The 26,284-nt window shown below is 46.2% G+C and carries 25 protein-coding genes; 19 read left to right on the top strand and 6 right to left on the bottom strand.

Annotation, left to right across the window (positions count from 1 at the left end):
- Positions 1-167: 167 nt before the first annotated feature.
- Positions 168-1,004: a transketolase gene (locus KW844_RS27935; protein WP_218380068.1), complete on the bottom strand. Its 837-nt coding sequence runs from the start codon at positions 1,002-1,004 to the stop codon at positions 168-170.
- Positions 1,005-1,166: 162 nt separating this feature from the next.
- Here KW844_RS27935 and KW844_RS27930 point away from each other — a divergent pair, with 162 nt between their 5' ends.
- Positions 1,167-2,324: a glycosyltransferase family 4 protein gene (locus KW844_RS27930; RefSeq protein WP_218380067.1), complete on the top strand. Its 1,158-nt coding sequence runs from the start codon at positions 1,167-1,169 to the stop codon at positions 2,322-2,324.
- Positions 2,325-2,449: 125 nt separating this feature from the next.
- Positions 2,450-3,013, top strand: coding sequence for a ribosome recycling factor (gene frr, locus KW844_RS27925; protein WP_218380066.1), 564 nt, complete (start codon positions 2,450-2,452; stop codon positions 3,011-3,013).
- Between the two features lie 51 nt (positions 3,014-3,064).
- Here frr and KW844_RS27920 read toward each other — a convergent pair whose 3' ends face one another.
- Positions 3,065-3,940 carry a DMT family transporter gene (locus KW844_RS27920; protein WP_218380065.1) on the bottom strand — a complete coding sequence of 292 codons (876 nt, stop codon included), beginning with the start codon at positions 3,938-3,940 and terminating at the stop codon, positions 3,065-3,067.
- Positions 3,941-4,059: 119 nt separating this feature from the next.
- Between KW844_RS27920 and KW844_RS27915 the strand changes: the two genes are divergently transcribed.
- The 13 genes from KW844_RS27915 (at position 4,060) to KW844_RS27855 (ending at position 14,467) form a co-directional block, all read left to right on the top strand.
- The gene (locus KW844_RS27915) at positions 4,060-4,806 is read left to right on the top strand and encodes a PPK2 family polyphosphate kinase (protein WP_218380064.1); all 747 of its coding nucleotides are present in this window, start codon (positions 4,060-4,062) and stop codon (positions 4,804-4,806) included.
- Between the two features lie 77 nt (positions 4,807-4,883).
- Positions 4,884-5,312: a large conductance mechanosensitive channel protein MscL gene (mscL, locus tag KW844_RS27910; protein WP_218380063.1), complete on the top strand. Its 429-nt coding sequence runs from the start codon at positions 4,884-4,886 to the stop codon at positions 5,310-5,312.
- 100 nt (positions 5,313-5,412) lie between these two features.
- Positions 5,413-6,360, top strand: a complete 948-nt coding sequence (locus tag KW844_RS27905) for a DUF3078 domain-containing protein (protein WP_218380062.1) — start codon at positions 5,413-5,415, stop codon at positions 6,358-6,360.
- Positions 6,361-6,480: 120 nt separating this feature from the next.
- Positions 6,481-7,272 (top strand): ScpA family protein, encoded by a 792-nt coding sequence (locus KW844_RS27900; RefSeq protein WP_218380061.1) that lies wholly within the window; start codon positions 6,481-6,483, stop codon positions 7,270-7,272.
- Entirely contained in the window at positions 7,265-8,170 is a 906-nt protein-coding gene (locus KW844_RS27895) for a helix-turn-helix domain-containing protein (protein WP_218380060.1), read from the top strand. Before KW844_RS27900 ends, KW844_RS27895 begins: the two co-directional genes overlap by 8 nt.
- Before the next feature lie 203 nt (positions 8,171-8,373).
- Positions 8,374-9,243 carry a pirin family protein gene (locus tag KW844_RS27890; protein ID WP_218380059.1) on the top strand — a complete coding sequence of 290 codons (870 nt, stop codon included), beginning with the start codon at positions 8,374-8,376 and terminating at the stop codon, positions 9,241-9,243.
- A 71-nt stretch (positions 9,244-9,314) separates the two neighbouring features.
- Positions 9,315-9,848, top strand: a complete 534-nt coding sequence (locus KW844_RS27885) for a YceI family protein (protein ID WP_218380058.1) — start codon at positions 9,315-9,317, stop codon at positions 9,846-9,848.
- A 73-nt stretch (positions 9,849-9,921) separates the two neighbouring features.
- Positions 9,922-10,551: an NAD(P)H-dependent oxidoreductase gene (locus KW844_RS27880; protein ID WP_218380057.1), complete on the top strand. Its 630-nt coding sequence runs from the start codon at positions 9,922-9,924 to the stop codon at positions 10,549-10,551.
- Positions 10,552-10,694: 143 nt separating this feature from the next.
- The gene (locus KW844_RS27875) at positions 10,695-11,105 is read left to right on the top strand and encodes an OsmC family protein (RefSeq protein WP_073081717.1); all 411 of its coding nucleotides are present in this window, start codon (positions 10,695-10,697) and stop codon (positions 11,103-11,105) included.
- A gap of 279 nt (positions 11,106-11,384) precedes the next feature.
- A complete protein-coding gene (locus KW844_RS27870; protein ID WP_218380056.1) occupies positions 11,385-12,098 on the top strand; it encodes a pirin family protein in 714 nt (237 codons plus the stop codon).
- A 99-nt stretch (positions 12,099-12,197) separates the two neighbouring features.
- Complete coding sequence (locus KW844_RS27865; protein WP_218380055.1) at positions 12,198-13,154, top strand: DUF6528 family protein; 957 nt, start codon at positions 12,198-12,200, stop codon at positions 13,152-13,154.
- A gap of 72 nt (positions 13,155-13,226) precedes the next feature.
- On the top strand, positions 13,227-13,964 hold the full coding sequence (locus KW844_RS27860) for an HAD-IIB family hydrolase (protein ID WP_218380054.1): 738 nt from the start codon (positions 13,227-13,229) through the stop codon (positions 13,962-13,964).
- 125 nt (positions 13,965-14,089) lie between these two features.
- Entirely contained in the window at positions 14,090-14,467 is a 378-nt protein-coding gene (locus KW844_RS27855) for a hypothetical protein (RefSeq protein ID WP_218380053.1), read from the top strand.
- On the opposite strand, the gene KW844_RS27850 is transcribed toward KW844_RS27855, so the two are convergent.
- The 3 genes from KW844_RS27850 to dxs all read right to left on the bottom strand — a co-directional run bounded on the left by KW844_RS27850 (position 14,448) and on the right by dxs (position 18,737).
- The gene (locus KW844_RS27850; protein WP_218380052.1) at positions 14,448-15,638 is read right to left on the bottom strand and encodes a PAS domain-containing protein; all 1,191 of its coding nucleotides are present in this window, start codon (positions 15,636-15,638) and stop codon (positions 14,448-14,450) included. The two genes, KW844_RS27855 and KW844_RS27850, sit on opposite strands and share 20 nt — an antisense overlap.
- A 52-nt stretch (positions 15,639-15,690) precedes the next feature.
- The gene (locus tag KW844_RS27845) at positions 15,691-16,737 is read right to left on the bottom strand and encodes a ferredoxin--NADP reductase (protein WP_218380051.1); all 1,047 of its coding nucleotides are present in this window, start codon (positions 16,735-16,737) and stop codon (positions 15,691-15,693) included.
- A gap of 74 nt (positions 16,738-16,811) precedes the next feature.
- Entirely contained in the window at positions 16,812-18,737 is a 1,926-nt protein-coding gene (gene dxs / locus KW844_RS27840) for a 1-deoxy-D-xylulose-5-phosphate synthase (RefSeq protein WP_218380050.1), read from the bottom strand.
- 369 nt (positions 18,738-19,106) lie between these two features.
- On the opposite strand from dxs, the gene KW844_RS27835 reads away from it, so the two are divergent.
- The 3 genes from KW844_RS27835 (at position 19,107) to KW844_RS27825 (ending at position 21,610) form a co-directional block, all read left to right on the top strand.
- Positions 19,107-19,994 (top strand): sensor histidine kinase, encoded by an 888-nt coding sequence (locus KW844_RS27835; protein ID WP_255578666.1) that lies wholly within the window; start codon positions 19,107-19,109, stop codon positions 19,992-19,994.
- A gap of 93 nt (positions 19,995-20,087) precedes the next feature.
- Positions 20,088-20,816 carry a LytTR family DNA-binding domain-containing protein gene (locus KW844_RS27830; RefSeq protein WP_218380048.1) on the top strand — a complete coding sequence of 243 codons (729 nt, stop codon included), beginning with the start codon at positions 20,088-20,090 and terminating at the stop codon, positions 20,814-20,816.
- Between the two features lie 341 nt (positions 20,817-21,157).
- Positions 21,158-21,610: a carboxymuconolactone decarboxylase family protein gene (locus tag KW844_RS27825; protein WP_218380047.1), complete on the top strand. Its 453-nt coding sequence runs from the start codon at positions 21,158-21,160 to the stop codon at positions 21,608-21,610.
- Positions 21,611-21,692: 82 nt separating this feature from the next.
- On the opposite strand, the gene KW844_RS27820 is transcribed toward KW844_RS27825, so the two are convergent.
- Positions 21,693-22,454: a geranylgeranylglyceryl/heptaprenylglyceryl phosphate synthase gene (locus tag KW844_RS27820; protein WP_218380046.1), complete on the bottom strand. Its 762-nt coding sequence runs from the start codon at positions 22,452-22,454 to the stop codon at positions 21,693-21,695.
- Between the two features lie 339 nt (positions 22,455-22,793).
- Between KW844_RS27820 and KW844_RS27815 the strand changes: the two genes are divergently transcribed.
- Positions 22,794-26,111, top strand: coding sequence for a vitamin B12-dependent ribonucleotide reductase (locus tag KW844_RS27815; protein ID WP_218380045.1), 3,318 nt, complete (start codon positions 22,794-22,796; stop codon positions 26,109-26,111).
- Positions 26,112-26,284 lie beyond the last annotated feature (173 nt).

Here is a 26,284-nt window from a genome sequence, read left to right as displayed (position 1 = left end):
GATACATCAATCACTAAAATAGTGATATGTAATCATAAATAAATGGTTGTCAGTATCTTGTTAAAAAATCAAAAGAAAATATATAAAAGAAAATGGTCGGAAGAAATTTCTTCCGACCATGACTAGCCACCGGCCTCCTTTTTACGTTTATAGCAAGAAGTTAATGCTTAGTAATCACCCAGTGTTTCAGGCAGTTGAGCGAGTGCTTTGGCCAGTTGCTCATCATTAGGAGCGATACCATGCCATTCGTGGTGGCCTTCCATGAAGTCAACCCCTTCGCCCATTACGGTTTTCATAATGATGCAGATAGGTTTGCCTTGTCCGGTGAGGGATTTAGCTTTTTCCAGGGTTGCAACTACTTCGTCCATATTGTTGCCGTCCATGTGGATAACGTGCCATCCGAAAACTTCGAATTTAGCGCCGATATCGCCGAGGCCTGCTACATCAGCGGTGGTACCGTCGATCTGTTGACCGTTGGCATCGATGGTGATGATGAGGTTGTCTACTTTATGGTGAGGAGCAAACATGGCTGCTTCCCAGATCTGGCCTTCTTCCAGTTCGCCATCGCCATGGAGGGAGAACACGATATGGTTATCACCGTTGAGTTTTTTAGCGAGTGCTGCACCGATGGCAACGCTCATACCCTGGCCCAGAGAGCCGGAGGCGATGCGTACACCTGGCAGGTGCTCATGGGTGGTAGGATGGCCTTGCAGGCGGGAGTTGAGTTTACGGAAAGTGCTCAGCTCAGTTACCGGGAAGTATCCGGAACGTGCCAGTACGCTGTAAAATACCGGGGAGATATGACCATTTGATAAGAAAAACAGATCCTGGTCTTTACCATCCATATCAAACGGCGTAGGCTTATGATCCATTATCTTAAAGTAAAGGGCGGTCAGGAAATCGGCGCAGCCGAGGGAACCACCTGGGTGTCCGCTCTGAACACCATGTACCATTCGTACTATATCTCTTCTTACCTGTGAAGCTATATCCTGGAGCTGTGGCATGATACTTGTGATTTTTAAAGCCGCAAAACTATAAGAATTTCATAGAATTGTAGCGTTTGAATGTTTTTTGCGGGTCCAAAATATCACAAAATCTTTATTTTTTCAGCGAATATTTACACATTTCATTGAAATTAATATCTTTGCACTCTAACCCCCCGATAAATGGAGAATGTATTAATTGCTACCGTCCTAAGTTTTGTTGTGACCTATTTTTCAATTCCGATACTGATTAAGGTAGCGGAATTAAAGCACCTCTACGACGAACCGGACGAAAGAAAGGCTCACAAAAAGCGTATTCCAACCCTTGGCGGAATGGGCTTTTTCTCTGGTTTCATCATTGCAGCTGCGGTGTGCGTTCCTGTGCTCCAGAACTCTCCTTTTCAATACATGATGGCTGCTTTTTTCATCATTTTCATGGTGGGAATGAAGGATGACATCGTTGGATTATCACCGCTTAAAAAGCTGATCGGTCAGTTGCTGGCTTCTTTTGCGATCATATACCTCGGAAACCTGCAGATTTCAAATATGTATGGATTTCTCGGTATCTATGAGCTGCCAAGCAGCATCAGCCTGATGCTGACGTACTTTACCTTTATCGTGGTCATCAACGCATTTAACCTGATCGACGGGGTGGATGGTCAGGCTGGTAGTATAGGATTGCTTGTTAGTGCTATCCTGGGGGCTTACTTCCTGCATGTGGGTGAAATTACTTATGCCGTATTGGGCTTTTCCATGGCCGGGGGATTGGCCAGCTTCCTGATTTACAATATCTCACCTGCAAAAATATTCATGGGTGATACCGGCTCCTTGCTGATTGGCCTGGTAAATGCAGTGCTCGTCATCAAATTTATAGATGTGGCCGGCAACCCGGTTGGTAAAATGCCTATCACTGCTACACCAGGCGTGGCTGTAGCCATCCTGATTGTTCCGTTGTTTGATACCTTGCGCGTATTTGCCGTAAGGATGCTGCGGGGGCGCTCTCCGTTTTCTGCCGACAGAAACCACATCCACCACTATCTGCTGGATCTGAAGCTGAACCATAAACAAACCACCCTGGTATCTGTAACGGTGAATGCCATATACATTGCAGCAGCATTTGCGTTGCAGGGTATTGGTACTACCGCCATGATCATTGTGGTAGGCATGTCAGCTATGGGGTTGACGGGCATTCTGTATCTCGCCCGCAAGCGTAAACTGGCAGCAGTTGCTCAGGCACAGGCAGCCCTGAACCTGCAGGTGGCTACGCCGGAGAATGTGGCGCTGCAGAATCCACCAAAGATTTTAAGAGTAACAAACGACGGTATCTTACAAGATAAGTAAACGTGTAATAATATTTTACAAGGGTAGCAATGATTTGCTACCCTTTTTTAATCGGCTAAATGGAAGCTATACTTTGACGATTAAAAGAAATCCTGTAGGTTTGCAGGCACTTAACTATTTATGTTATGCAAGACGATCTAACGCTTATCCTTGATGATGCAGCGGACTCGATGAAAAAAGCCATCGGGCACCTGGAAGTGGAATTGACAAAAGTCAGAGCTGGTAAAGCTAACCCACAAATTCTGGATGGTATTTTTGTGGATTATTACGGTGCGCCAACCGCACTGAATCAGGTGGCCAATGTGGCGATAGCTGATGCACGTACGCTGACTATTCAACCATGGGAAAAAAATATGCTTCAGCTGATCGAAAGAGCGATCATCGCCTCTAATATTGGTCTGAACCCTCAGAACGACGGTGTTATCATCCGTTTGTTCCTGCCGCCACTCACAGAAGAGAGAAGAAAGGAATTTGTAAAAAGAGTAAATGGTGAAGGCGAGCAGGCAAAAGTAGCCATCCGCAATATCCGTCGCGATGCTATTGAAGGTATCAAGAAACTGCAGAAAGATGGTTTGAGTGAGGATACCGCCAAAGATGCAGAAGCGGATATTCAACAAATGACCGACAAGAACATTGTTCTGATTGACAAGCATTGCGAAGTCAAAGAAAAAGAGATCATGGCAATCTAATGCCGATCCATCATATTAAGGAAGCTCCGGATCACTGATCCGGAGCTTTTTTTATGCCTTTTTTGCTTTGTTGACCAGGTAAACGCCAAAGAGGATGATAAACATACAGGCCACCTGCATCCAGGTGATAGGTTCTTTGGCAAGGAATCCCCAGCCCATCGCCACTATCGGCAACGCATATGTTACCATGGATGCCGCCATACCGCCCGCCCTTCTGATAAGCAGGTAAAACAGTACCGCGGCCACACCGGTGCCCATTACACCCAGTACAAGCCCTGCTCCTAATGAGCGCCAGGGTGCCGGCTCCACCATAAATTGCGGAAAGAAATCGGTATACAGGAGGATTGGCAGGGTGAAGAGGCCGCAGAAGAACATGGCAATAGATCCCAGCTGTAAGGACCCGAAACCTTTCAGGTGATGGCCCACCAGGCTGATGTTAGCGCCGTAGCTGACCGTGGCAGCAATCACCAGTAAACCGTAATACCAGTATTTATCTGTTGCAACGCCTTTGCTGCTGAAGAGGAGTACCACCCCCAGTAATCCTACACAAACGCCGGTAAGCTGTTCTTTCTTTACCGGTACTTTAAATATCAGGAAGCCGGTGATGAGTGCCATCAGCGGTGTCAGCGAATTAAGGATGCCCGCCAGCGAGCTATCGATGCGGGTTTCGGCGAGGCAGAACAGGAAGGCGGGAATGCCGTTTCCTAGCAGGCCGGAGAGAATAATAACAGGCAATTTACGTATAGGCGTAGCCTTCAGTGCCTTTGGAAGGAAAGGTAATAACGCCGCTCCCGCAGCCACCAGTCGTAAACTGGCCACCTGGTAAGGGCTAAATGCTTCCAGTCCTATTTTCATTAAAATGAAGGAGCTTCCCCATGTAAGTGATAATAGCAGAAATATGCTCCAGTTGACGATTCGTTGGTTCAATTGGCAGGGTTTTATGGGTGCAAAGGTCAGATTATACGGTCAGAAATCAAAAAAGAATAGCGTGTTAACTCAACACTACTGGCTACATTTTGTTACATTTAAATAAGAACCAATTGGCTATGGGCAAAATCAAATTAGCAGAAATAAGTACCTCCGCTCCCAAAAAATTTGATAAAGAAAAAACTAAAGCACTTACGAGAGAGATTTTGCAGGAACTGGATGAGTTACAGAATTTAATGTACGCAGAACATAAGCACAGCGTTTTACTGATTGTGCAGGGAATGGATGCCAGTGGCAAAGACGGGGTGATCAAGAATGTGACCGGTACCTTAAATCCACAAGGCGTTACGGTATATTCCTTTAAGGCGCCATCACCGGAAGAAACAGATCATGATTTTTTGTGGCGCATACATAAGCAGACGCCAGGGAAAGGCATGATCCAGGTGTTTAACCGGTCGCATTATGAAGACATCCTCATACAGCGGGTGCATAAATGGATTGATGATAAAACGGCCTACAAACGGATGGATGCCATCAATGATTTTGAGAAACTGCTGGCTGTACATGGAAATACACAAATCCTGAAATTCTATCTGCATGTTTCACACGAAGCGCAACAACAACGCCTGATAGAACGTACAGAAGATCCGAGAAAAATGTGGAAATATAATGAACAGGATCTCACCGAATCAAAACTCTGGGATAAGTATATGAACGCCTATGAGGATGCCATTAACAATTGTAACTACATTCCATGGATGGTAGTGCCGGCCGATCAGAACTGGTACAAGGAATACCTGATAGCATTAACGTTAAGGGATACACTAAAATCATTGAAAATGAAATATCCTCGTTTAAAGAAATAATAAATTGTCAATGAATGTGTTCCGTCAATAAATACTAATTTTGTTTACAGAAAATTTAACCACTAAAACTTTTCATTATGTCGTTCGTAAAGGAGTTTAAAGAATTTGCTTTAAAGGGCAATGTAATGGATCTTGCTGTGGGTGTGATTATTGGAGGTGCTTTTGGAAAGATCGTTACATCACTTGTTGATAATTTATTAATGCCGATCGTTAGTATTTTTTTAAACGGGGTGAACTTTAAGGATAAATTCACTGTGTTATCTTTCAGTAACACCACGGACTACAAAACGCTGGAAGAAGCCAAGGCTGCGGGTGTGAATGTACTGGCCTGGGGGGCTTTTCTGCAAAGTGTGCTTGACTTCGTGATTATTGCCTTCTGTATTTTCATGCTGGTGAAATTTATGAACCGCCTCACCCGTAAGAAAGAGGAAGTCCCTGCTCCTGCTGAGCTTACCACACAGGAGAAGCTGCTCATCGAAATCCGCGATGCTATCAAATCCAAATAACCTTATCGCATATACGCTATAATTTTTAAGAAAAGGATCATGCTGGATCATGGTTCTTTTCTTTTACGTTTTGTATTATCCTAACTAAAAATTGAAATTGATGAGAAAATTTACTTTATCCATCGCATGCCTCTTGTGTGTGTATTGTACTACTGTGCAGGCTCAGAATGACTGGATGAAGACCGACCGGGATGAAGCCGCCAAAAAGCTGAAAAAAAGAGATGATAAAGATACAATCCCCAAGCTCTGGTTCAAGGGTATGAACATCAACGTGAATATCAACCAGGGATCGCTTAGCAACTGGGCTGCGGGTGGTGACAACTTTTCATTTTCCCTCGGTTCCACCGTTTTTGCATGGGCTAACTATAAAAAAGGAAGAAGGGAATGGAGTAACGTGGCAGACCTGGCCTATGGTTATATCAACACGACCAGCCTTGGTAGCCGTAAAAGTGATGACCGGATAGACCTTACCTCCAAGTACGGCTACGATATTGGCAGAAACTGGTTTGTAAGCGGGTTGGTTAACCTTAGAACGCAGTTTACAGATGGTTACCTGTACCCATCCGACACCGCAGCTGAGTTTAACTCAACCTTTTTTTCGCCGGCATATGTGTTGGTATCACCCGGCTTTGACTACAAGCCCAGTAAAGAGTTTTCGCTGTTCTTATCCCCTGTTACTGCCCGTTTTGTAGTGGTAATGGACCAATTTCTGTCCAACCAGGGCGCTTATGGGGTGGATACCGGCAAGCATTTGAAATATGAGATGGGTGCTTATCTCTCCGCCAATTATATCAAGACTTTTGCAAAAAATATGACCTACAAAGGCCGGTTAGACCTGTTCTCCGATTACAGGCATAACCCGCAAAACGTAGACATATTTTTCACTAATGCATTGGAACTGAAGGTGAATAAGTGGATTTCTGCCCTGTTGACCCTGGATATGATCTATGATGATGATACCAAGATCAAGGACAGCAAAACCGGTGTAGAAGGGGCCCGGTTGCAGATCAAACAGGTGATTGGGATCGGGTTTGCTGCCAAGTTTTGATTCGTCGGATTTTTGTTACTTTTGATAATACTTATTATTGTTTCCGGTATGTAAGGACATACGTCCTTATATACCGGAGGTTTACCGGAGCATCTCCGGCAAAAGAATAAAACTTTATCATTGGCTGAGCAATCCACATACAAGATAGTACTACCGCAGTTCGAAGGACCGTTCGACTTGTTGTTGTTTTTCATCGAACGTGACGAACTGGATATCTATAATATCCCGATCAATACGCTCACGCAGGACTTTCTGGCTTATATTCACCATATTGAGTCGCTCAATATAGAACTGGCGAGTGAGTTCATCCTGTTTGTATCCACACTGATGCGTATTAAGGCTAAGATGTTGTTGCCACGCAAGGAGCTGGATGAGCAGGGCAACGAGATTGATCCGCGACTGGAGTTGATTGATAAGATCCTGGAATACAAGCGTTACAAGCAAGCCGCCATGGAACTGGCTGAAATGGAGGCAGACAGGCAACTGGCGCTTAAACGTGGCAATATCCAGAAGGAACTCGCTGAGATTGGCGAGGCTACCAGTGAAGGTACGGAGGTACAGACGCTTACCCTCTTCAAGCTGGCGAAAACCTTTGAAAAGGTGATGCAGCGGATGAAAGAGCGCGATAATAAGCCCCAGCACGTGGTTTACAAGTACGACTATACCATGGAAGGCTCCAGGATGTATATGGAAGAACTGGCGCGTGCAGAAAGGACTTTATCTTTCGAAAAAATATTTGATCACTGTAAAGACAGAGTGCATGCTATCTTCCTGTTCCTCAGTATGTTGGAACTGGTGCAGATGAAACACCTGGGTATTATGGTGGGAGAAGGAAGAAATAATTTTATTATTGAATATGTAGATCCTTCCGACAGGGAGGAAGAACCCGCAGGAGTTGTAATCGATGGCTGAGAAACGTGGTAATATTGAAATTGTGTCCTTGCCGGACTATGCACATACAAATCCCATCTTTATTGTGTCAGGTTTGTGTGAGTTGGGAAATACTTTTTTCCAGCAGATAGGAGTGCCGCACCGGCATGATTTCTATACCATTTATTGGATTAAAAGCGGAAAGCTTACCCAAACCATCGATTCGGTAATACACGAGGTAAAGGATAACACCCTGTTTTTCCTGGCGCCGGGTCAGGTGCACAATATACGCTCCAGCGAGAAGATAGAAGGCTATATGATTGCCTTCCAGGATTCATTTATGTGCCTCAGGGATCAGGATCAGGTATCTGCCATTAAATCCAGCCTTTTTTTCAATAATCAGTTCAGTTCCATCATTACCCTCAGCAGTGAGGAATCTACAGATTTTGAGGCGGTAATAGGCCTTATGATGAAGGAGTTAAGTTTACAGGAGCCTGATTACGACACTGCCCTGCACGGGCTGTTGCGCTATTTCCTGGTACTGGCTTCGCGCGTTAAAGGAGAAAGTGTGTTGTCCACGCCGGAGCAAACTACTGCGCATAACAGCTCTACCTTCCTGAAATTCAAGAACTTAATAGAAGAGAAGTACATAGATCTGAAAAACGTTTCGGATTATGCGAATCTATTATTTATAAAGCCGGTTTTACTGAATGAAATCAGTAAACAACTATCTGGCATCACAGCCGGGGAGCATATCCGCAACCGGGTGATATTGGAGGCGCAGCGCTACCTGCATTTTACTGACCTCACAGCTAAAGAAATTGCTTATAAGCTCGGATTTGAAGACCCGCATTATTTCAGCCGTTTCTTTAAAAAATATACGAACCAGAGTCCGTCAGAGTTTAAGGAAGCTTCCAGAGCGGTGAACCCGCAGCCGTAAGGGTTTACTTTCGTAATGATATTTTGAAAGCCGGGGGTGCCCGGCTTTTGTGTTTAGTATCGGTTTCTCCCCGTCTTAACCCCAAATCTGCCGCAAACCTCCTCCTCCTCCCTTAAAAAAAGTCCATTACTCAATGAATTTTATCCATTTCACATAGATGTTGCAACACGTAATTTTGTATTGTCTTAATGGAGGACAACAATATGAAAACAGTAAAACATGTAACAGACATTTATAAAGCACCTGCCCCTCACATGGTAGGTGACGGATTCAGGGTACACAGCGTACTGCCTGGAGGTACCAGGAATGAAAACAACCGGGTGAGCCCATTTATATTAATGGACTACGGTGCTCCTTCCTACTTCCCTCCTACCAGTAAACCTCGTGGTGTGGATCAGCATCCGCACAAAGGGTTTGAAACTGTGACCGTGGTATACCAGGGAGCCCTGGAACACCGCGACTCCACCGGCAGCTACGGTAAACTGGCCCCCGGTGATGTACAGTGGATGACGGCTGCAAATGGTATTGTGCATGAAGAAAAACATGAAACAGCATTCAGCAAAAACGGCGGAAAGGTAGAAATGGCGCAGCTGTGGGTAAACCTGCCTAAGGAATACAAATCCCATCAGCCTCACTATCAAAATCTTACCAAAGCGGAAATTCCTGTTGTGCAGTTATCTGCAAACAGTTACCTCCGCGTAATAGCTGGTGAATACAATGGTCAGAAAGGTGCCGCCAGCACCTATTCACCGGTAAACGTACTGGATGTGCAATTGAAAAAGGGCGATACCGTAACGGCTTCCTTCCCTGCTCATTTTAATACCATGGCGGTAATTATGCAAGGGAAAGCGGAGTTTGACGGGACTGCCGGTAGTGCAGTAGAAACGCTCTTCTTTGATAAGAACGGTACTGATATTACCATCACCGCCCTGGAAGACGCCAGCATATTGCTGCTCAGCGGTGAGCCAATTGATGAGCCGATCTTCGCATATGGTCCTTTTGTGATGAATAACGAAGCAGAAATTGCACAGGCCATCGAAGACTACAATACCGGTAAGATGGGCTTCCTGTAACAGCAGCGCTTACATCTCCCTAAAAATAATAATAGCAATAAAAACAATTTATAACACTCAATACATAGTATATGACAACCTGGAAAATAGATCCTACTCACAGTGACGTTCAGTTTAAAGTGAAACACCTGATGATCACTACCGTTACCGGTCAATTCGGCGCTTTTGATGCTACCATGCAAACAAACGGCAACGATTTCTCCAATGCACAAATCTCTTTTGAAGCAGCTGTAAACAGCATCACCACGCAGAATACCCAGCGTGATCAGCACCTGCTGCAGGGCGACTTCTTTGAAGCAGAGAAGTATCCTACACTGAAATTCGTTTCCAAAGAAGTGAAAAAAGTAGATGACGAAAATTACAAACTGATTGGTGACCTTACCATCCGCGACAATACCCGCCCTGTAGAACTGAAAGTAGAGTTTGGTGGTGAAGTAGTAGATCCCTGGGGTCAGACAAAAGCAGGTTTTGAACTCAGCGGTAAAATCAACCGTAAGGACTTCGGCCTCACTTTCCACGCAGTTACTGAAACCGGCGGCGTTATGCTGAGCGACGAAGTGAAATTGCTGGCAAGTGTACAAATGGTTAAACAACAACAAGCATAAATCCTTTAAAGCAAATGGTGCCACGGCATCATTTGCTTTTTCATTGCCTTACGGCACACAAAAAATTTTAACGATGAGTATCTTAGATAAATTAGCCTGGCGTTATGCGGTAAAGAAATTTGACGCATCCAAAAAGCTCAGCAAAGAACAGTTGAATGGCCTGATTGAAGCTACCCGTTTATCAGCGTCTGCATATGGCTTGCAGCCATACAAAATGATTGTGGTAGAAGACCCGGCAGTACGCGAAAAGCTGAAAGCCGCCTCCTATAACCAATCACAGATTACCGATGCATCACAACTGATTGTGTTTGCACGTGTAGCAGATCTCCAGGAATCACACGTAGACGATTATACGAAAAATATAGCTGTTACCCGTAATATCGACCACACTATGCTGGATGGCTTCAGTGGCGTAATGAAGGGTACTGTAAATGGATTGGATGCTGCGGGTGCAGCCACCTGGACCGGTAAACAGGCCTACCTGGCCCTGGGTACCCTGCTGGTAGCTGCCGCTGCAGAAGGAATTGATGCTTGCCCGATGGAAGGTTTCAACCCTGCTCAATATGACGAAATATTAGGACTGAAAGAAAGGGGACTGTCTGCCACCGTTATTGCAGCAGTTGGATTCAGAGCAGACGATGATGTGATGCAACATGCTAAAAAAGTACGTAAGCCACTGGAAGAATTCGTAGAAGTAATTTAAGAACCGACAGAATGGAACAGAAAAGGGCTTTCATGCATTATTATGTATGAAAGCCCTTTTTGGCTTCCGTAAAATCCCGGAATTAATTTGTAATTTGGCGGCCTACACTGCTATTTTCACCGCAAAAAAGTAAAATACTAAACATGAAAAGATTTGCATCTGCCAATTGGCAAGGAACAGGTAAAGAAGGTAAAGGTACACTGACTTCCCAGGCCGGCGCCCTCAATAACACACCATATTCTTTCAGCAGCCGCTTCGAAGATGGTGCAGGTACTAACCCTGAAGAACTGATTGCAGCTGCTCACGCCGGCTGCTTCACCATGAAACTGAGCTTCATCATTTCTGGTGCTGGTCTTACTCCTGGTAATATCGATACTAAATGCACCATCACTTTCGAAAACGGTGCAATTGTTGAAAGTCACCTCGAAGTGAAAGCCAGTGTGGCTGGACTGGATGCAGAAAAATTTGCTGAGTTCGCAAAAGATGCGGAGGCAAACTGCCCTATTTCCAAACTGCTGAATACTAAAATTACAATGGATGCTACCCTGGTATAAGCATCACTGTGATATAATTCTTGAAAGAGGCTACCAGTGGTAGCCTCTTTCATTTTTCACCCACTATCCCATGGCCTTTGGCCATGGGATAGTGGGTGTGGGGCCGCTGTGTGCGGCCTCCCACACCCTGGAGTAATTGAAAAATTGTGACTTCGGTATGAGTGAAGACAGAAGCCGTTTCGCGGTTAGTTCACAAAAAGTCCACACTTTACAGCCTATTATCCATTCTGTACCGTCGCATGATATACGACATTTGTATTGTATAAAAAAGGAGCAATTATGAAAAAGATCATACATCGTGCGGCAGACAGAGGATTCGCAGATCACGGCTGGCTTAAATCACATCATACCTTCAGCTTCGCTAACTATTATAATCCTGAATCTATTCATTTCGGCGCCTTGCGCGTATTGAACGATGATGAAGTGAAAGGTGGAATGGGCTTTGGCGCGCACCCGCACGATAATATGGAAATTGTGTCTATCGTACTGGATGGTGCGCTGGCGCATAAAGACAATACAGGAAGAGATAAAACCATTAATAAAAATGATGTACAGGTCATGAGTGCCGGTACGGGTATTGTGCATTCAGAGTTTAATGCATCGAAAACGGAAGACGTGAAGTTCCTGCAGATATGGGTTTTTCCTAAGCATCGGAATGTGCAGCCACGCTACGATCAGCAGACATTTGACCCTGCACAGCGGCATAATAAATGGCAGGAAGTGGTATCACCTGAGCAGTCAGCAAATAATTTATGGTTGAACCAGGATGCCTGGTTTTCATTAGGTAATTTTGATGCCGGTGAAAAAGTAAGCATCTCTCCAAAGCAGGAGGGGCAAGGATCTTACCTGTTCTTAATTGGCGGAGAAGCAAAAGTTGGGGATGAAATATTACATGAAAGGGATGCGATAGGCGTATCAGCATACAAGCAATTAGACATCGAAGTAAACAAAGCGGCAGAGTTTTTGTTAATTGATGTACCTATGTTGCAATAATATTCTCGATACTATATACTAACCCATTCAATAGGGGCGACTGTTTACCGGTTGCCCTTTTTATTTTCATTCTCTGCGATGAATTTTTATTTTAGTCGCATGAAACAGACAACCCTGTTGCTGCTGGCTGGCTTACTTGCGGTACTGGCCACCTCAGCTAAGAACAATGAAAAAAAGGATTCCGTTGCCGCGTGCAGCAAATGTATAGTAGCCGCAGAGCAATCACAGCATCGCATTATTATTGCCGATACCCAAACCGGAAATATTATCTGGGAATGGAAAGCTGAATTATCCAATGTACGGCCGGCGGACGTAAAATGGTTCAGCAACCCCAGTGAGGCAAAGATGGTATACGATCGCAGGTATGTGCTCATGGCAGCCTCTGGTGGCGGTGTAGCGCTGATACGAGTTGCTGACAGGAAAACTGTTTTTTACGCCTATGCCGGTGGTAATACCCACTCCGCGGAATTACTGCCTGATGGAAATATAGTGAGCGCCTCCAGTACCGGAAATTTTCTTACCGTTTTTAAAACAGATACCACTCATTTTCCGGAGCAGGTATACGCAAAAAAAATATGGGCTCACTTTGCCCATAATGTAGTGTGGGACGCTGCCGGCAAAAAGCTCTACAGCGCTGCCATGGATTCTATGCTCGTGTTTTCGTACAACAACAATTGTAACGCCCCGGATTTACAGCTGGAAAAGCGCTTAAAACTGCCCGGTACAGAAGCCCATGACCTGTATCCGGTATACGGCAAAAGACTATTATGGCTGAGCAACCTCACCAATGTGTGGTATTACGATGTGAAAACGCAGAAGACCCTGCCTGCAAAAGACATTATCCAGGAAAATGTAAAGAGTGTTTCTTCAGGCCCCGCGGGCTTTCCGGCTATATGCGTATTGCCAAAGGAATCCTGGTGGACGGACGAGGTACTAGACGCCAAAGGCAATAGCATCTTCCTGAAAAAAGGATTGAAAATTTATAAAGCAAGATGGGTGTTGCCAGATACTTTTAGTAATCCTGACAAATCGGATATACGTTATTGTAAGGATTGATTTTACCCATACTGAACAGCCATTTCAGCTATTTTGGCTACCTTTATTAAAGAATAATTTTTTATCAGACTTATGCTGCTGGCTACAGACCTTGATGGTACCTTTTTAGGAGGTACGGATGCGGACAGAACATTACTTTACAATATCATTCGTGACAATCATAACATACGATTAGTATTTGTAACCGGAAGAGGGGTAAACAGTGTATTGCAATTACTGGAAGATGCCCCGCCTTCCTTCCCACGCCCGGAATATATCATTTGTGACGTAGGTGCTACGGTTACCCACCTGGATACCATGCAGATGGTAGAACCCATACAGTCGGGTATTGCCGCTTTATGGCCGGGTGAGCAGGTGCGGGAAAGAATGGGGGTCGTAAATGGACTGATTCATGAAGAATCGCATCAGCAGTTCAGATGCACCTTTCGTTATGATGAAGGGACAGATATAGCTCATGCCAGGGCACTTACAAGTGAATTATCCTGCGACCTGCTGTTATCTGCCGGTACTTACCTGGATATCATGCCCAAAGGGGTGAATAAGGGCTATACATTGCAAAAACTACTGGCTTACCTGGGTGTTCCGGAGGAAGATGTGCTGGTGGCCGGCGATACCATGAATGATTTTGCCATGTATGAAACCGGTATAGCCGGTGTGGTAGTGGGGGGCGCAGAGGATGAACTGGTGGCACTAACTGCGGAAATGCCGCATGTATTACAGGCTGGCCGTACCGGTGCCGGTGGTATCCTGGAAGCGATGAAAATGCACCGTGCATTTGCTCCAATGATTGAAAATCTGACAATAAAATAGTGTATTTAGCTGTTATCAGTTGATGATAGAAATTTAGTAACAATAGGCTGGTGTAAACTGTTAATTGGATATTGCGAATGCTTAACTGATAAGAAATATTCAGTCATCATTTAAATCAATACACCATGGGTACAACCACGCAACCAACTGAGCTGCATGAGCAGATCAATTCCTGGAAGGAAGAAGTGCGGGAAGTAAGAGAAGAAGTAGTACTGATGAGGGAAAGATTGGAACAGATTGCATTAAGTAAGGCGCCTAAGGATATCATGCACCGCGTAGAACACTTCGAAAACCGTTTATTAAGGCAACGGGAAGTTGCCGATGAAATGTTCCACGACATTAAGCAATGCGCAAAAAGTTTATCTGATAGCCCTGCGCAGGTACATCACGACGACCGTCCGGTCGAGAACTATGCCACCATACAAGATCGGATGGAGACTTTCCAGAAGCTCTACGGGGAGTTAAAGGGTGAGTTTAATAATTTTATGACAGGCCACGCGTAGGCGGATCATCATTGATCTGGCGGGCTTTGAGCTCGATTTTATGAATGATCTCATCCAGCTGGAGGGTGGACTGATGCAGCCATTCCATTAGCTGGGCATTGAGTTGTATATCCTTATTTTCTTTGTCGAACAGCTGGGTGATGCTCAGGATAGATACCACCGGGCGGCGGATTTCGTGGGAGTTGATCCAGGTAATTTCCTTGAGGGTTTTATTTTGTTCCTCCAGCTGTCGCGCCTGTCGGATATGTTGATCAATATCCTGCATCATACCGATCATACGTACGGCCATATGTCCTTCGTAGGAAATATGCGCCCGGTCTGAAATGTACTTAAAGCTGCCATCGGCGCAGCGGAAGCGGTATTCGGCTGCCCAATACCGTTTGTTAGCGAGCAGGGTATTCTCCAGTGAGTTTATGACCAGTTGTTTATCTTCCGGGTGGATGTTATTTTTCCACCACTGCAACACTTCCGTGAACTTATTATTGTCATATTGAAAAATGCTGGAAAGTCCATGATTCCAGGCGATAACACCTGTCACGAGGTTTCTGTCGTACACGGCATCATTGGTGGCCTGTGCCAGCAGTTCATAGCGCACACCTTCCGCGGAGGCGCGCTGTGCTGCTTTTACCTGGTCGTCCACATCTTTGGCCATGATAAACCGTGCTTCTCTGCCGCGATAGGATACAGAGTGGGCGTAGATTTCGACGAAGAAGTCCGTACCGTTTTTCTTACGGTGTTTCCAGATGCCGCGGTATTCCACGCCATTGCAGCGCTCGTCAATGTTACGCATGAGGAACGGCACTTCCTCTTTATTGCGTATATCCTTTAACGTTAGATTGTAGAATTCTTTTCTGCTGTAGCCATATTTGCTGATGGCGGCATTATTTACGGACAGGAACCGGAGTGTGTTCTTGTCGTATATCCACATGGGAATGGGATGATCGAAAAACAGGCGTTCATATTGCAGACTATGGTTAGTTTTCCGTATAGTCATGACCGTTAGTGCTGTAATGACAGCTATCAGCAATAATTCATTACAAAGCAGCAGGTATTGAAAATGAACTGCTATATTTTGTGTGCCAGACTGAGCTGCTATCAGGAAGTATCCGTTGATACATGCTACAATTAACAACAGGCACACTATGACAATCTTTAGCGAAGCCTTTTGCATTCCTGAAGTTCATTATTTTTTCACAAAAAACAGCTGATCTTATCAGTTATTTTTATAATTCCAATTCCGCAGGGCCCTCTTTAACATACCCGGTGCAGGTGAGCACCAGGCCCTGGCTCAGCTCTTTTTCGGTGAGCACTTCATTGACGGACATCCAGATTTCTCCTTTATTACACTGTACGGTGCAGGAGCCGCAAACGCCTCCTTTGCAGCTGTAGGGCAGCGCTATGCCTTGTTCGAGGGCATATTGAAGGATGGGCTGGTTGCCGGGGATGTTTAGTCGGTACTCCTCTCCTTTTATGCGAAGTGTCAGCGCGCGGGTGGTATCATCTTCCGGAACGCCGGTTTTTTCGATTTTGGCGGCGGTATTGACCACAAAGTTCTCTTTATGCAGTTGCCCGTCTTTAAAGCCTATGAAGGTTAGGGTCATGATAATCATGCGCATATAGTCGAAGGGGCCGCAGAGGAAGAACTGGGCGTTGGCGGGTTCGTAGCGCAGCTGGTCTTTCACCAGCATTTCCAGCAGGGTGTTGCTCAGGCGCCGGTAGGCATGGTTTGCGTCCGGGTCGTTACTATATAGGTAGATGACGTGGAGTTGGGCAGGATATTGTTTTTCCAGCTCCTGGATTTGCCGGAGGAATATGGTTCTTTCCGGGGTGGAATTGCTATAGATGAGTTTGAGGTGTGCGGTAGGTTCAGTGTGCAGGATATGGCGCATGATGCCGTATACGGGTGAAATGCCGCTTCCTGCTGCCAGCAGGAAGATGTCCCTGGGCTGTGTGCTGGCGGGGCCTGGGGTGAACCGGCCGGTAGGTTCCAGAGCGGTTACAAGGGTTCCTGGTTGCCAGTGTTGCAGGATATATCGGGAGATTTCACCGTTTTCTTTTCTCCGAATGGTCACGGCCAGGTGTGTGTCCAGCCCTGGTGTGGTGGAGAGGGAGTACGACCTGCGATGTTCGATACCGTGGAGGTTTACGAGGAAGGTGAGGAATTGTCCGGGGAGGTAATCGATTTTTTCTCCGGTTACATTTTCCAGTGTGTAGGAGCGGGTATCTGCTGTTTCCCTGGTGATGGCGGTGATGCGTAGTTGGAGATACATGGGTTTGCCGGGTAAAAAAAGAGTTACAGGCAGGGCCTGTAACTCCGGTCTTAAAAAATATGCTGGGCGGGCTTTCAGGCCGTCACTGTAATTTTATTTTTCATCATTTCGCGAACGGCCCTGGCGATGCCTGCGGCATCGTATCCGCATTCACGGAAGAGTTCATCTGGTTTGCCGTGTTCGATGATTTTGTCGGGTACACCGAGCATGCGCAGTTCGGCTTTGTAGTTGTGGCGGGCCATGAATTCGAGTATGGCACTGCCAAAACCGCCGGTGATGGTACCGTCTTCTATGGTGATTACTTTATCGTAATTGGTAAACACTTCGTGGAGCATTTCTTCGTCGAGTGGTTTCACGAAGCGCATGTCGTAGTGTGCAGGTTGCAATCCATCTGCCAGCAGTTCGCGGATAGCTTCGGTAGCGAAGTTTCCGGGGTGGCCGAGGGAGAGGATAGCGATATCTTTCCCATCGCGCAGTTTGCGACCGGTACCAGGTTTGATGGCTTTGAACGGCGTGCGCCATTCAGGCATTACGCCCTGGCCGCGTGGGTAGCGGATGACGTATGGCATATTATTGTCCGCTAATTGGGCGCTGTACATCAGGTTGCGGAGTTCTTCCTCGTTCATGGGGGCGCTGATAATTACGTTAGGGATACCGCGCATATAGGCGATATCGTACACACCATGGTGGGTAGGACCGTCTTCTCCCACCAACCCGGCTCTGTCGAGACAGAAGATCACCGGTAGTTTCTGGATGCACACGTCGTGCACGGCCTGATCAAAGGCGCGTTGGAAGAAGGAGGAGTAGATGGTACAGAACACGCGCATACCCTGGGTAGCCATGCCGGCGGAGAGGGTAACGGCGTGTTGTTCGCAGATACCTACGTCGAAGGCACGTTCCGGCATTTTTTCCATCATGAATTTGAGGGAGGAGCCGGAAGGCATGGCTGGGGTGATACCGAGTATTTTATCGTTTTTCTCAGCCAGTTCGATGATGGTATGGCCAAAAACGTCCTGGTATTTTGGTGGCTGAGGTCGTTCAGGAACTTTCCTGAAGATTTCGCCGGTAATTTTATCAAAGAGGCCTGGAGCGTGCCAGGTGGTTTGGTCCTTTTCAGCGAGGGCGTATCCTTTACCTTTTGTGGTAACGATGTGCAGCAGTTTAGGGCCGGGAATATCTTTCAGGTCCTGGAGGGTATCGGCGAGTTTGGTGATATTATGGCCATCGATAGGACCAAAATAGCGCATGCCGAAAGATTCGAACAGGTTGCTGGACTTGGATACCACGCCTTTGAGGCTGGCTTCCAGTTTGGAGGCCATATCGCGGGTGAAGTTCTTTCCTACCGGCAGTTTGCCTAACAGGTTCCATACGTCGTCGCGGAGCTTGTTATAGGTAGGAGAAGTGGTGATATCGGTCAGGTATTCTTTGAGTGCGCCTACGTTAGGGTCGATAGACATGCAGTTATCGTTGAGGATAATCAGCACGTTTGCGTTGGCAACGCCGGCGTGGTTGAGTGCTTCGAAGGCCATTCCGGCAGTCATGGCGCCATCGCCGATTACGGCGATGTGCTGGCGGTCGAACTCCCCTTTGTAGTGGGAGGCCATGGCCATACCGAGTGCTGCGGAAATGGAGGTGGAGGAGTGTCCTACACCGAAAGTATCGTATTCGCTTTCGTCTCTTTTAGGAAAACCGCTGATGCCTTTGTATTTCCTGTTGGTAGGGAATACATCTCTTCTTCCGGTAAGGATTTTATGTCCGTAGGCCTGGTGACCTACGTCCCATACCAGTTGATCGTAAGGCGTATTAAAAACGTAATGCAATGCCACTGTCAGTTCCACCACTCCCAGGCTGGCGGCAAAGTGGCCACCATGCACACTTACAACGTCAATTATGTATTGACGCAGTTCTTCACAAACCTGGTGAAGCTGTTCCTTGCTTAATTTTTTAAGATCAGCAGGATTCTGTATTTGGCTCAACAGTTGACCAGCCGTAATATTCATAATAATGGCTCAGGGTTTTTATTAAAGAACAAAAATACGTAAAAAAGCGGTTCTGGTTGACGGTTTGTTGACAAGCTGATAGTTTCATAAATTTACGGAACTTAGGTGAAACTGCCGCATCGGCCTTTATTGCCGAGTTCCAAACCAGTTAACCAGCCTACGGGCCACTGGTAACAATTAGGTTTTACGCTGGATACCCGAAAGTTATATTTGAACATACGGGAAGTACACTAACTTATATAAATGTTTAAGCATATTTCGAAATATTGGTTGTGCCAGATCCTGGGGTGGTTAGCGTATTTTCTGATAAATACTTACGCTTCTCAGGGCAAGAATACAGACATTTATTTTCAGCGTTTATTTACCATTATGCTGGCGGGAATCCTGGCCACGCATGTATTCCGGTTACTGGTGCGGAGGTTGGACTGGCAGTCTTACCCACTGGAAAAGCAGTTATTGGTCTTTTTCGTGATGTGGATAGGCTCAGGAACGCTGATGTATGCGGTGTACTACCTGATGGTGCTATATGTGTTAACGGATGAGGTGACGGATATTTTGGGTGGGTTAATGACTTTTTACCTGATATTGACGCCCTGGTGGGGGATTTATTTCCTGTATCATATTGTGGAAAAGTCGCGGATGGCAAAGATGGACCAGTTGACTTTGCAGGCAACGGTAAAGGAGCTGGAGTTGAAAACGATCAAGGCGCAGCTGAATCCGCATTTTATTTTTAACGCGCTAAACAGTATCCGGGCGTTGGTGGATGAGAATCCGCAGCGTGCCAGGACAGCGATAACGGAGTTGTCTAACATTCTTCGCAGCTCTATGGCGGCGGAGAAGTCGGAAACAGTGAGTATGGAAAAGGAGCTGAATATTGTAAAAGACTACCTGGCGCTGGAAACTATCCGTTTTGAGGAGCGTTTGCGGGTAACATATGATATTGATCCTGATACATTGGGGTTGCAGGTACCGCCCATGATGTTGCAAACTTTGGTGGAAAATGCCATAAAACACGGGATTTCGAAAGAAATCAGTGGCGGGCATGTATATATCAGCTCAAAACTGAAGGGTTTGCAGCATGAAATCATGATTGAGAATACCGGTCAGTTTGTGGGGAAAACCAAAAACGGGCATGGTTTTGGGCTGGAAAGTACCCGTCAGCGACTGAGTTTGCTATTCGGGAACCGTGCTTCATTCGAGATCCGGAATAAGAGTGCCGATCTGGTGGAAGCGAAGGTGCTGATGCCTATTTTATAAGGAAACAAGTAATAAACCGCTGTAACGGGAGGTATCCGGTTACGGCATATTTATATTAACAAAATTATTCATCAACCAAACTTCATATTGCCAATGAAAAAAGCATTGATAATTGATGATGAACGCCTGGCCAGGAGTGAGTTAAAAAAGCTGCTTGCTGACCATCCGGAGATTGTTGTGGTAGGGGAAGCTGTGAATGCGAAGGATGGCATCGAGAAGATTGAGACTTTGCATCCTGACCTGCTGTTTCTGGACATTCAGATGCCGGATAAAACCGGGTTTGAGTTGCTTGCAGAGCTGGAGAAGACGCCACAGGTTATTTTCACTACTGCCTATGATGAGTATGCTTTGAAAGCGTTTGAGTACAATGCGCTGGACTACCTGCTGAAGCCGGTGGAGCCTAAGCGCCTTGCGGATGCTATTCATAAGCTGCATCAGCAGGATGAGAAGGAGCGTATGGCTGCTACCGGCGCTGTTCGGACGATGTTGTCGGAGAGCGATCAGGTGTTTGTTAAAGACGGGGACCGTTGCTGGTTTGTAAAGCTGCAGGAAATCCGCCTGTTTGAGAGTGTAGGCAACTACGCCAGGGTGTATTTTGAGACGAACAAGCCTTTGATTTTAAAGTCGCTTAACGCGCTGGAAGAGCGCCTGGATGAGCGCGTGTTTTTCCGTGCCAACCGTAAGCATATTGTAAATCTGCGCATGATCGAAAAAATAGACACCTATTTCAATGGGGGCTTATTACTGGAGATGCGCGGAGGTGAAAAAATTGAGGTAAGCCGCAGACAGGCGGTGAAATTTAAAGAGATGATGAGTCTCTGATCCAATTCAAAGTGTGTTGTAAATAAGACGGCATGGGCCGTGCTTGTAAAGTTGCTAACAAAAATATTAGGGCTGCCGGTTTCCCGGCGGCCCTTGTTATGTGTGCTGATGCGAAGGGGGGATATGGTTTTACGCGTCCGGGCGTAGCGGAGCGGAGGCGCCGTGGTGAAGCGACGGTGATGCAGGGACTTGACACCTGCCAGTAATTGAAATATATCTCTTTATATATTATATTAAAAATTATTCAAATTAATTCCTACTTTCTGTCACGTTTAGATTTTGAAGCTTGTCTTATATGTGTACAACGATTTAAACACATTAACTATAAAAATTTAAACATCATGGAAGCAAGAATCAAATTTGAAGATCTTAATAAGGGTGCTCTGGACGGACTGTTCAAAACCGGTATGTATGTAAAAAAATCAGTGCTTGATCCGATCCTGGGGGAATTGATTAAGTTCCGTGCATCACAGATCAATGACTGTGCATTTTGTTTGGATATGCATTGGAAAGATGCTATTCATTTGGGGGAGAAAGAGCAGCGTTTATACTCACTGAGCGCCTGGAGGGAGTGTCCGTACTACACAGCAGAAGAGCGTGCTGTATTGGCTTATACGGAGGAAGCGACGGCCATGAATGTTTCTGATGAAACGTTCAACAACCTGGCGAAATACTTTGATAAAGCACAGATTGCCGACATCACGCTGGCGATTGTGACTATTAATTCCTGGAACATGTTGAATCGTGCGTTCCATACCGTTCCTGGTGGTTATGTAATAGGAAGCATGGGGTGAGCCAAGGCAACATAGCGTAAACGGGAAAGGGCTACGTGTTACGTAGCCCTTTTCGATTTGCGTTTTAGATCAGATCTTAATATTATGCTTTAACGGGAGCTGTTACGGAGTGAACAGCATCTGCGAGTTCCTTAATCAGGGAGAGATCGTTTTCGATCGCGTTACCAACCACGATGATATCGGCGCCGGCTTTACAGTTCAGATAGGCTTTTTCAGCATCTCTGATACCGCCACCCACAATGATGGGCGCGCTTACCTGGCTGGCTACCCTGCTTATCATGCTTTCCGAAATAGGGATGCGGGCACCGCTGCCAGCGTCCATATATATTACCTTCATGCCGAGCATTTCGCCGGCCATGGCGGTACACATGGCAATATCTGCCTTATCAGAAGGAATGGGTGTAGCGTTGCTGATGTAGGACACTGTTGTAGGGGCGCCTCCGTCGATTACCATGTAACCGGTAGAGATGACTTCCAGGCCACTTTTTTTAACGGCAGCAGCGGATACTACGTGCTGACCGATCAATAATTCAGGGTTTCTGCCTGAGATCATGGATAGGTACAACAGTGCATCAGCGTAGCGTGATACCTGTGACGGGCTTCCCGGGAATAGTACAACCGGGATATCGCAACTGGCTTTAAGTTGTTGAACACATTCATCCAAATGATCGGTAATAACAAGGCTGCCGCCAAGGAAGATGTAGTCTACTTTAGCAGCGGTGCACTTAGCGGCCAGTTCAATGATCCCTTCAGGTGTTACTTTGTCAGGATCCACAAGAACCGCAAATGCTTTTTCCTTCTTAGCCTTTCTTTCGATGAACGAATTGTATATTTTATTGTACATCAATAGCGCATTGTTCCGGTTGTCGCAAATGTATAATTTTTTTATTAATAACCTACATTGATAAATAAATATGCATGACATTCATTTTTTATTCATGAATAGCTTGATAAATACATGCATATAAGTAACATATTCCTAATGCGTTTTTTACGGCAAATTTTAAGCCGGAAAACCGACAGAAAGTATGGTCTTAAATAACAAGTTAGCCCCCGAAAGAGTTTGTTGAATTATCCACAAGTTGTGCAAAATAAATGCGTTGTCCTCCGCAATTAAAAAATTAATTTAGTAAAGCCCACACGCAGTAACCAAGTATTGTATAATCCTAAGAAATGTACCAGCATGAAAAATCCAGCAAACAGAGAAGCCGGTCTTGAGTTTACACGTCAGTTTACCAAGGCGGGGAAGAGCCCTTATGAGCAGTTTGAATATGACTTTCGGTCTTCTGTTATCAGGAACCCCGGTGGTGATATTGTATTTGAAATGAATAATGTGGAGGTTCCGGCCGGGTGGTCGCAGATAGCCACGGATATTCTTGCCCAGAAATATTTCAGGAAGGCGGGGGTGCCGCAGGCCGATGGGAGTCTTGGCAGGGAAACATCTGTAAAGCAGGTAGTACACCGGATGGCCAACTGCTGGCGTGTATGGGGTGAAAAGTACGGATACTTTGCCTCTCCCCGGGATGCCCAGGTATTTTATGATGAACTGGTGTATTGTATGCTAAATCAGGGTTGCGTACCTAACTCACCACAATGGTTTAATACCGGTTTACACGAGAGTTACGGGATTAAAGGTAAGCCGCAGGGCCACTATTATGTGGAGCAGAATACTGGAAAACTGGAGCAGTCCACCTCAGCCTATGAACGGCCTCAGCCCCATGCCTGCTTCATTCTCAGCGTATCCGACGACCTGGTAAATGATGGAGGTATCATGGATTTGTGGATGCGGGAAGCCAGAATTTTTAAATATGGTTCTGGTGTAGGCACCAATTTTTCACAGATCCGGGGAGAGGGTGAAAAGCTTAGTGGTGGCGGTACCAGCAGTGGTTTAATGAGTTTTCTGAAAATAGGCGATCGTGCTGCCGGGGCGATTAAGTCGGGCGGTACTACCCGCCGTGCGGCCAAAATGGTATGTCTGGATCTGGACCATCCGGAGATCATGGACTTCATTAACTGGAAGGTGGAGGAAGAGAAGAAAGTAGGTGCGTTGATTGCTGCCGGCTATTCTTCCGATTATGAAGGAGAGGCATACAGAACGGTTTCCGGTCAGAATTCAAATAATTCGGTTAGAATTCCTAATAACTTTTTCAGGCGACTGGAGGAAGATGCTGACTGGGATCTGATTGGCCGGACGTCCGGAAAAACGGTGAAGTCGGTAAAGGCGCGGGAGCTTTGGGATCAGATAGCCTATGCTGCATGGCGTTGTGCCGATCCTGGTACGCAATACGACACTACTATTAACGAATGGCATACTTGTCCGCAGGGTGGCCGTATCAATGCGTCCAACCCTTGTTCTGAATATATGTTCCTGGATAATACCGCCTGTAATCTTGCATCGGTGAACCTGCGCCGTTTTTATGATGAGGGCAGTAATTTATTTGATGTTGGCGGCTTTGAGTATACGGTGCGATTATGGACGGTGGTATTGGAAATATCTGTGCTGATGGCGCAGTTCCCGTCAAAAGAGGTGGCGCAGTTGAGTTACGACTATCGTACGCTGGGCCTGGGATATGCCAACCTGGGTTCTATGTTGATGGTGAGTGGTATTGCATATGACAGTGAGGAGGCCCGCGGTATTGCCGGTGCTATTACCGCGATTATGACGGGTATTGCCTACAAAACATCTGCGGAGATGGCGGCGCATCTGGGTTCCTTTGCGAAGTATGAGGAGAACCGGGCCGATATGCTGCGTGTGATGCGTAACCACCGTGCGGCGGCGTACGATGCAGCGGAAGCATATGAAGGGTTGGAGATAAGACCTAAGGGGATTGACGCGGTATTTTGTCCGGACTACCTGCTGAAAGCGGCTACCAAGGCCTGGGATGAAGCAGTAAAATTAGGAGAGATATATGGGTATCGCAATGCGCAGGCTACCGTTATTGCACCCACTGGTACGATAGGATTGGTGATGGATTGTGATACTACCGGTGTGGAGCCTGATTTTGCACTTGTAAAATTCAAGAAGCTGTCCGGCGGGGGGTATTTCAAGATCATCAATCAATCTATTCCTTCAGCGCTGGAGCACCTGGGGTATGCCCCTGGCGAAATCAGGGCGATTGTGGATTATGCGAAAGGTACCGGTTCCTTTGCCGGTGCGCCATACATTAATCATCAAACGCTCTCTGAGAAAGGGTTTATAGCCGAGGAACTGAAGAAGCTGGATAACGCGGTTATTTCATCTTTCGATATATCCTTTGTATTTAATGTGCATACATTGGGAGAAGAGTGTTTGCAGCGGTTAGGATATAAGCCGGAAGAGTATTTTAACCTGGAGTTTAGTTTGCTCCATGCGCTGGGCTTTACGGACGAGGAGATAGAAGCGGCCAATGATTATGTATGTGGTACGATGACGGTGGAAGGTGCGCCGTATCTGAAAGCGGAGCATTTACCGGTGTTTGATTGTGCGAATAAATGTGGGAAAATCGGGCAGAGATATATACATCCGCATGGGCATATCCGCATGATGGCGGCGGCGCAGCCATTTATATCGGGGGCTATTTCCAAAACCATCAATTTGCCGCATGAGGCGGAGGTAGCGGAGATTGCGGACTCCTATATGCTGAGTTGGGAGCTGGGGCTGAAAGCCTGCGCGTTGTACAGGGATGGTAGTAAGTTGAGTCAGCCGCTGAGCAATAAGAGTGATAAGAGAAAGAAGGCGGATGCGCCGGTGGCGGAGGCATCGCAGCTGATCAACCTGGAGCAGCTGAGCATTGATGAGTTGCTGGAGGAGGTAAATAAGCGAATGATAGCTAGTAAGGATACCACCCTAAAACGTCAGTTGTCCCGGATTGTGGAGCGTAAAACATTGCCTACCAAGCGAAGTGGGTTTACGCAAAAGGCGAATGTGGGCGGGCAAACGATCTTTGTGCGTACCGGGGAGTACAATGATGGTACACTGGGTGAGATTTTTGTGGATCTGGCGAAGGAGGGTTCTACGTTGCGTAGTTTGATGAACTGCTTTGCCATAGCGGTTTCCATCGGGTTACAATATGGTGTGCCGCTGGAGGAGTTTGTGGACAAGTTTGTGTTTACGCGTTTCGAGCCGGCGGGTATGGTAGACCATCCGAATATCAAATCAGCAACATCTTTAATTGATTATATATTCCGTGTTTTAGGATATGAATATCTGGGCAGGACGGATCTGGTGCATGTGCTGGATGGCCCGGAAAATACGGGGGATGATGAGGGGGATGATTTACCAGCTGCAGCGCCGCAACTATCGAGTATACGGGTGACTGCGGCTGTGGCGCAGCCGGCATCTCCCCAAAAGCCTGTAAAGCAGGCTGTGACAGCGGTACACAAAGGTGAAAATAGTACGCAAGATTACCTGCGGAGTATGCAGAGTGATGCGCCGGCGTGCAATACCTGCGGTCATATTACTGTGCGGTCGGGAACCTGTTATAAGTGCCTGAATTGCGGTAACAGTATGGGTTGTAGCTGATTCAATGTTGCAACTCTTGTTAATGATATGTTATTGTGCCTTTAAAATTTCAAAGAAAAATAACATGCACTTACCTTTGTATTCAAATAGGGTTTTCATAGGATAGTAACAAATTGAGGGCGCTTTTCTAGGCGCCCTTTTATTTTTTTATAGAACACTAGTTTTTGGGGAAT

The organism is Chitinophaga sp. sic0106 (assembly GCF_019219075.1).
Lineage (GTDB): Bacteria > Bacteroidota > Bacteroidia > Chitinophagales > Chitinophagaceae > Chitinophaga.
Note: the sequence above shows the minus strand (reverse complement) of the source record. Positions and strands in the feature narration are given on the sequence as shown.

Excerpts from the sequence above, each read along its gene's own strand:
- KW844_RS27935 (WP_218380068.1), bottom strand. The coding sequence starts at position 1,004 with ATGCCACAGCTCCAGGATATAGCTTCACAGGTAAGAAGAGATATAGTA.
- KW844_RS27930 (WP_218380067.1), top strand. The coding sequence starts at position 1,167 with ATGGAGAATGTATTAATTGCTACCGTCCTAAGTTTTGTTGTGACCTAT.
- frr (WP_218380066.1), top strand. The coding sequence starts at position 2,450 with ATGCAAGACGATCTAACGCTTATCCTTGATGATGCAGCGGACTCGATG.
- KW844_RS27915 (WP_218380064.1), top strand. The coding sequence starts at position 4,060 with ATGGGCAAAATCAAATTAGCAGAAATAAGTACCTCCGCTCCCAAAAAA.
- mscL (WP_218380063.1), top strand. The coding sequence starts at position 4,884 with ATGTCGTTCGTAAAGGAGTTTAAAGAATTTGCTTTAAAGGGCAATGTA.
- KW844_RS27905 (WP_218380062.1), top strand. The coding sequence starts at position 5,413 with ATGAGAAAATTTACTTTATCCATCGCATGCCTCTTGTGTGTGTATTGT.
- KW844_RS27895 (WP_218380060.1), top strand. The coding sequence starts at position 7,265 with ATGGCTGAGAAACGTGGTAATATTGAAATTGTGTCCTTGCCGGACTAT.
- KW844_RS27890 (WP_218380059.1), top strand. The coding sequence starts at position 8,374 with ATGAAAACAGTAAAACATGTAACAGACATTTATAAAGCACCTGCCCCT.
- KW844_RS27885 (WP_218380058.1), top strand. The coding sequence starts at position 9,315 with ATGACAACCTGGAAAATAGATCCTACTCACAGTGACGTTCAGTTTAAA.
- KW844_RS27880 (WP_218380057.1), top strand. The coding sequence starts at position 9,922 with ATGAGTATCTTAGATAAATTAGCCTGGCGTTATGCGGTAAAGAAATTT.
- KW844_RS27875 (WP_073081717.1), top strand. The coding sequence starts at position 10,695 with ATGAAAAGATTTGCATCTGCCAATTGGCAAGGAACAGGTAAAGAAGGT.
- KW844_RS27870 (WP_218380056.1), top strand. The coding sequence starts at position 11,385 with ATGAAAAAGATCATACATCGTGCGGCAGACAGAGGATTCGCAGATCAC.
- KW844_RS27865 (WP_218380055.1), top strand. The coding sequence starts at position 12,198 with ATGAAACAGACAACCCTGTTGCTGCTGGCTGGCTTACTTGCGGTACTG.
- KW844_RS27860 (WP_218380054.1), top strand. The coding sequence starts at position 13,227 with ATGCTGCTGGCTACAGACCTTGATGGTACCTTTTTAGGAGGTACGGAT.
- KW844_RS27855 (WP_218380053.1), top strand. The coding sequence starts at position 14,090 with ATGGGTACAACCACGCAACCAACTGAGCTGCATGAGCAGATCAATTCC.
- KW844_RS27850 (WP_218380052.1), bottom strand. The coding sequence starts at position 15,638 with ATGCAAAAGGCTTCGCTAAAGATTGTCATAGTGTGCCTGTTGTTAATT.
- KW844_RS27845 (WP_218380051.1), bottom strand. The coding sequence starts at position 16,737 with ATGTATCTCCAACTACGCATCACCGCCATCACCAGGGAAACAGCAGAT.
- dxs (WP_218380050.1), bottom strand. The coding sequence starts at position 18,737 with ATGAATATTACGGCTGGTCAACTGTTGAGCCAAATACAGAATCCTGCT.
- KW844_RS27835 (WP_255578666.1), top strand. The coding sequence starts at position 19,107 with ATGCTGGCGGGAATCCTGGCCACGCATGTATTCCGGTTACTGGTGCGG.
- KW844_RS27830 (WP_218380048.1), top strand. The coding sequence starts at position 20,088 with ATGAAAAAAGCATTGATAATTGATGATGAACGCCTGGCCAGGAGTGAG.
- KW844_RS27825 (WP_218380047.1), top strand. The coding sequence starts at position 21,158 with ATGGAAGCAAGAATCAAATTTGAAGATCTTAATAAGGGTGCTCTGGAC.
- KW844_RS27820 (WP_218380046.1), bottom strand. The coding sequence starts at position 22,454 with ATGTACAATAAAATATACAATTCGTTCATCGAAAGAAAGGCTAAGAAG.
- KW844_RS27815 (WP_218380045.1), top strand. The coding sequence starts at position 22,794 with ATGAAAAATCCAGCAAACAGAGAAGCCGGTCTTGAGTTTACACGTCAG.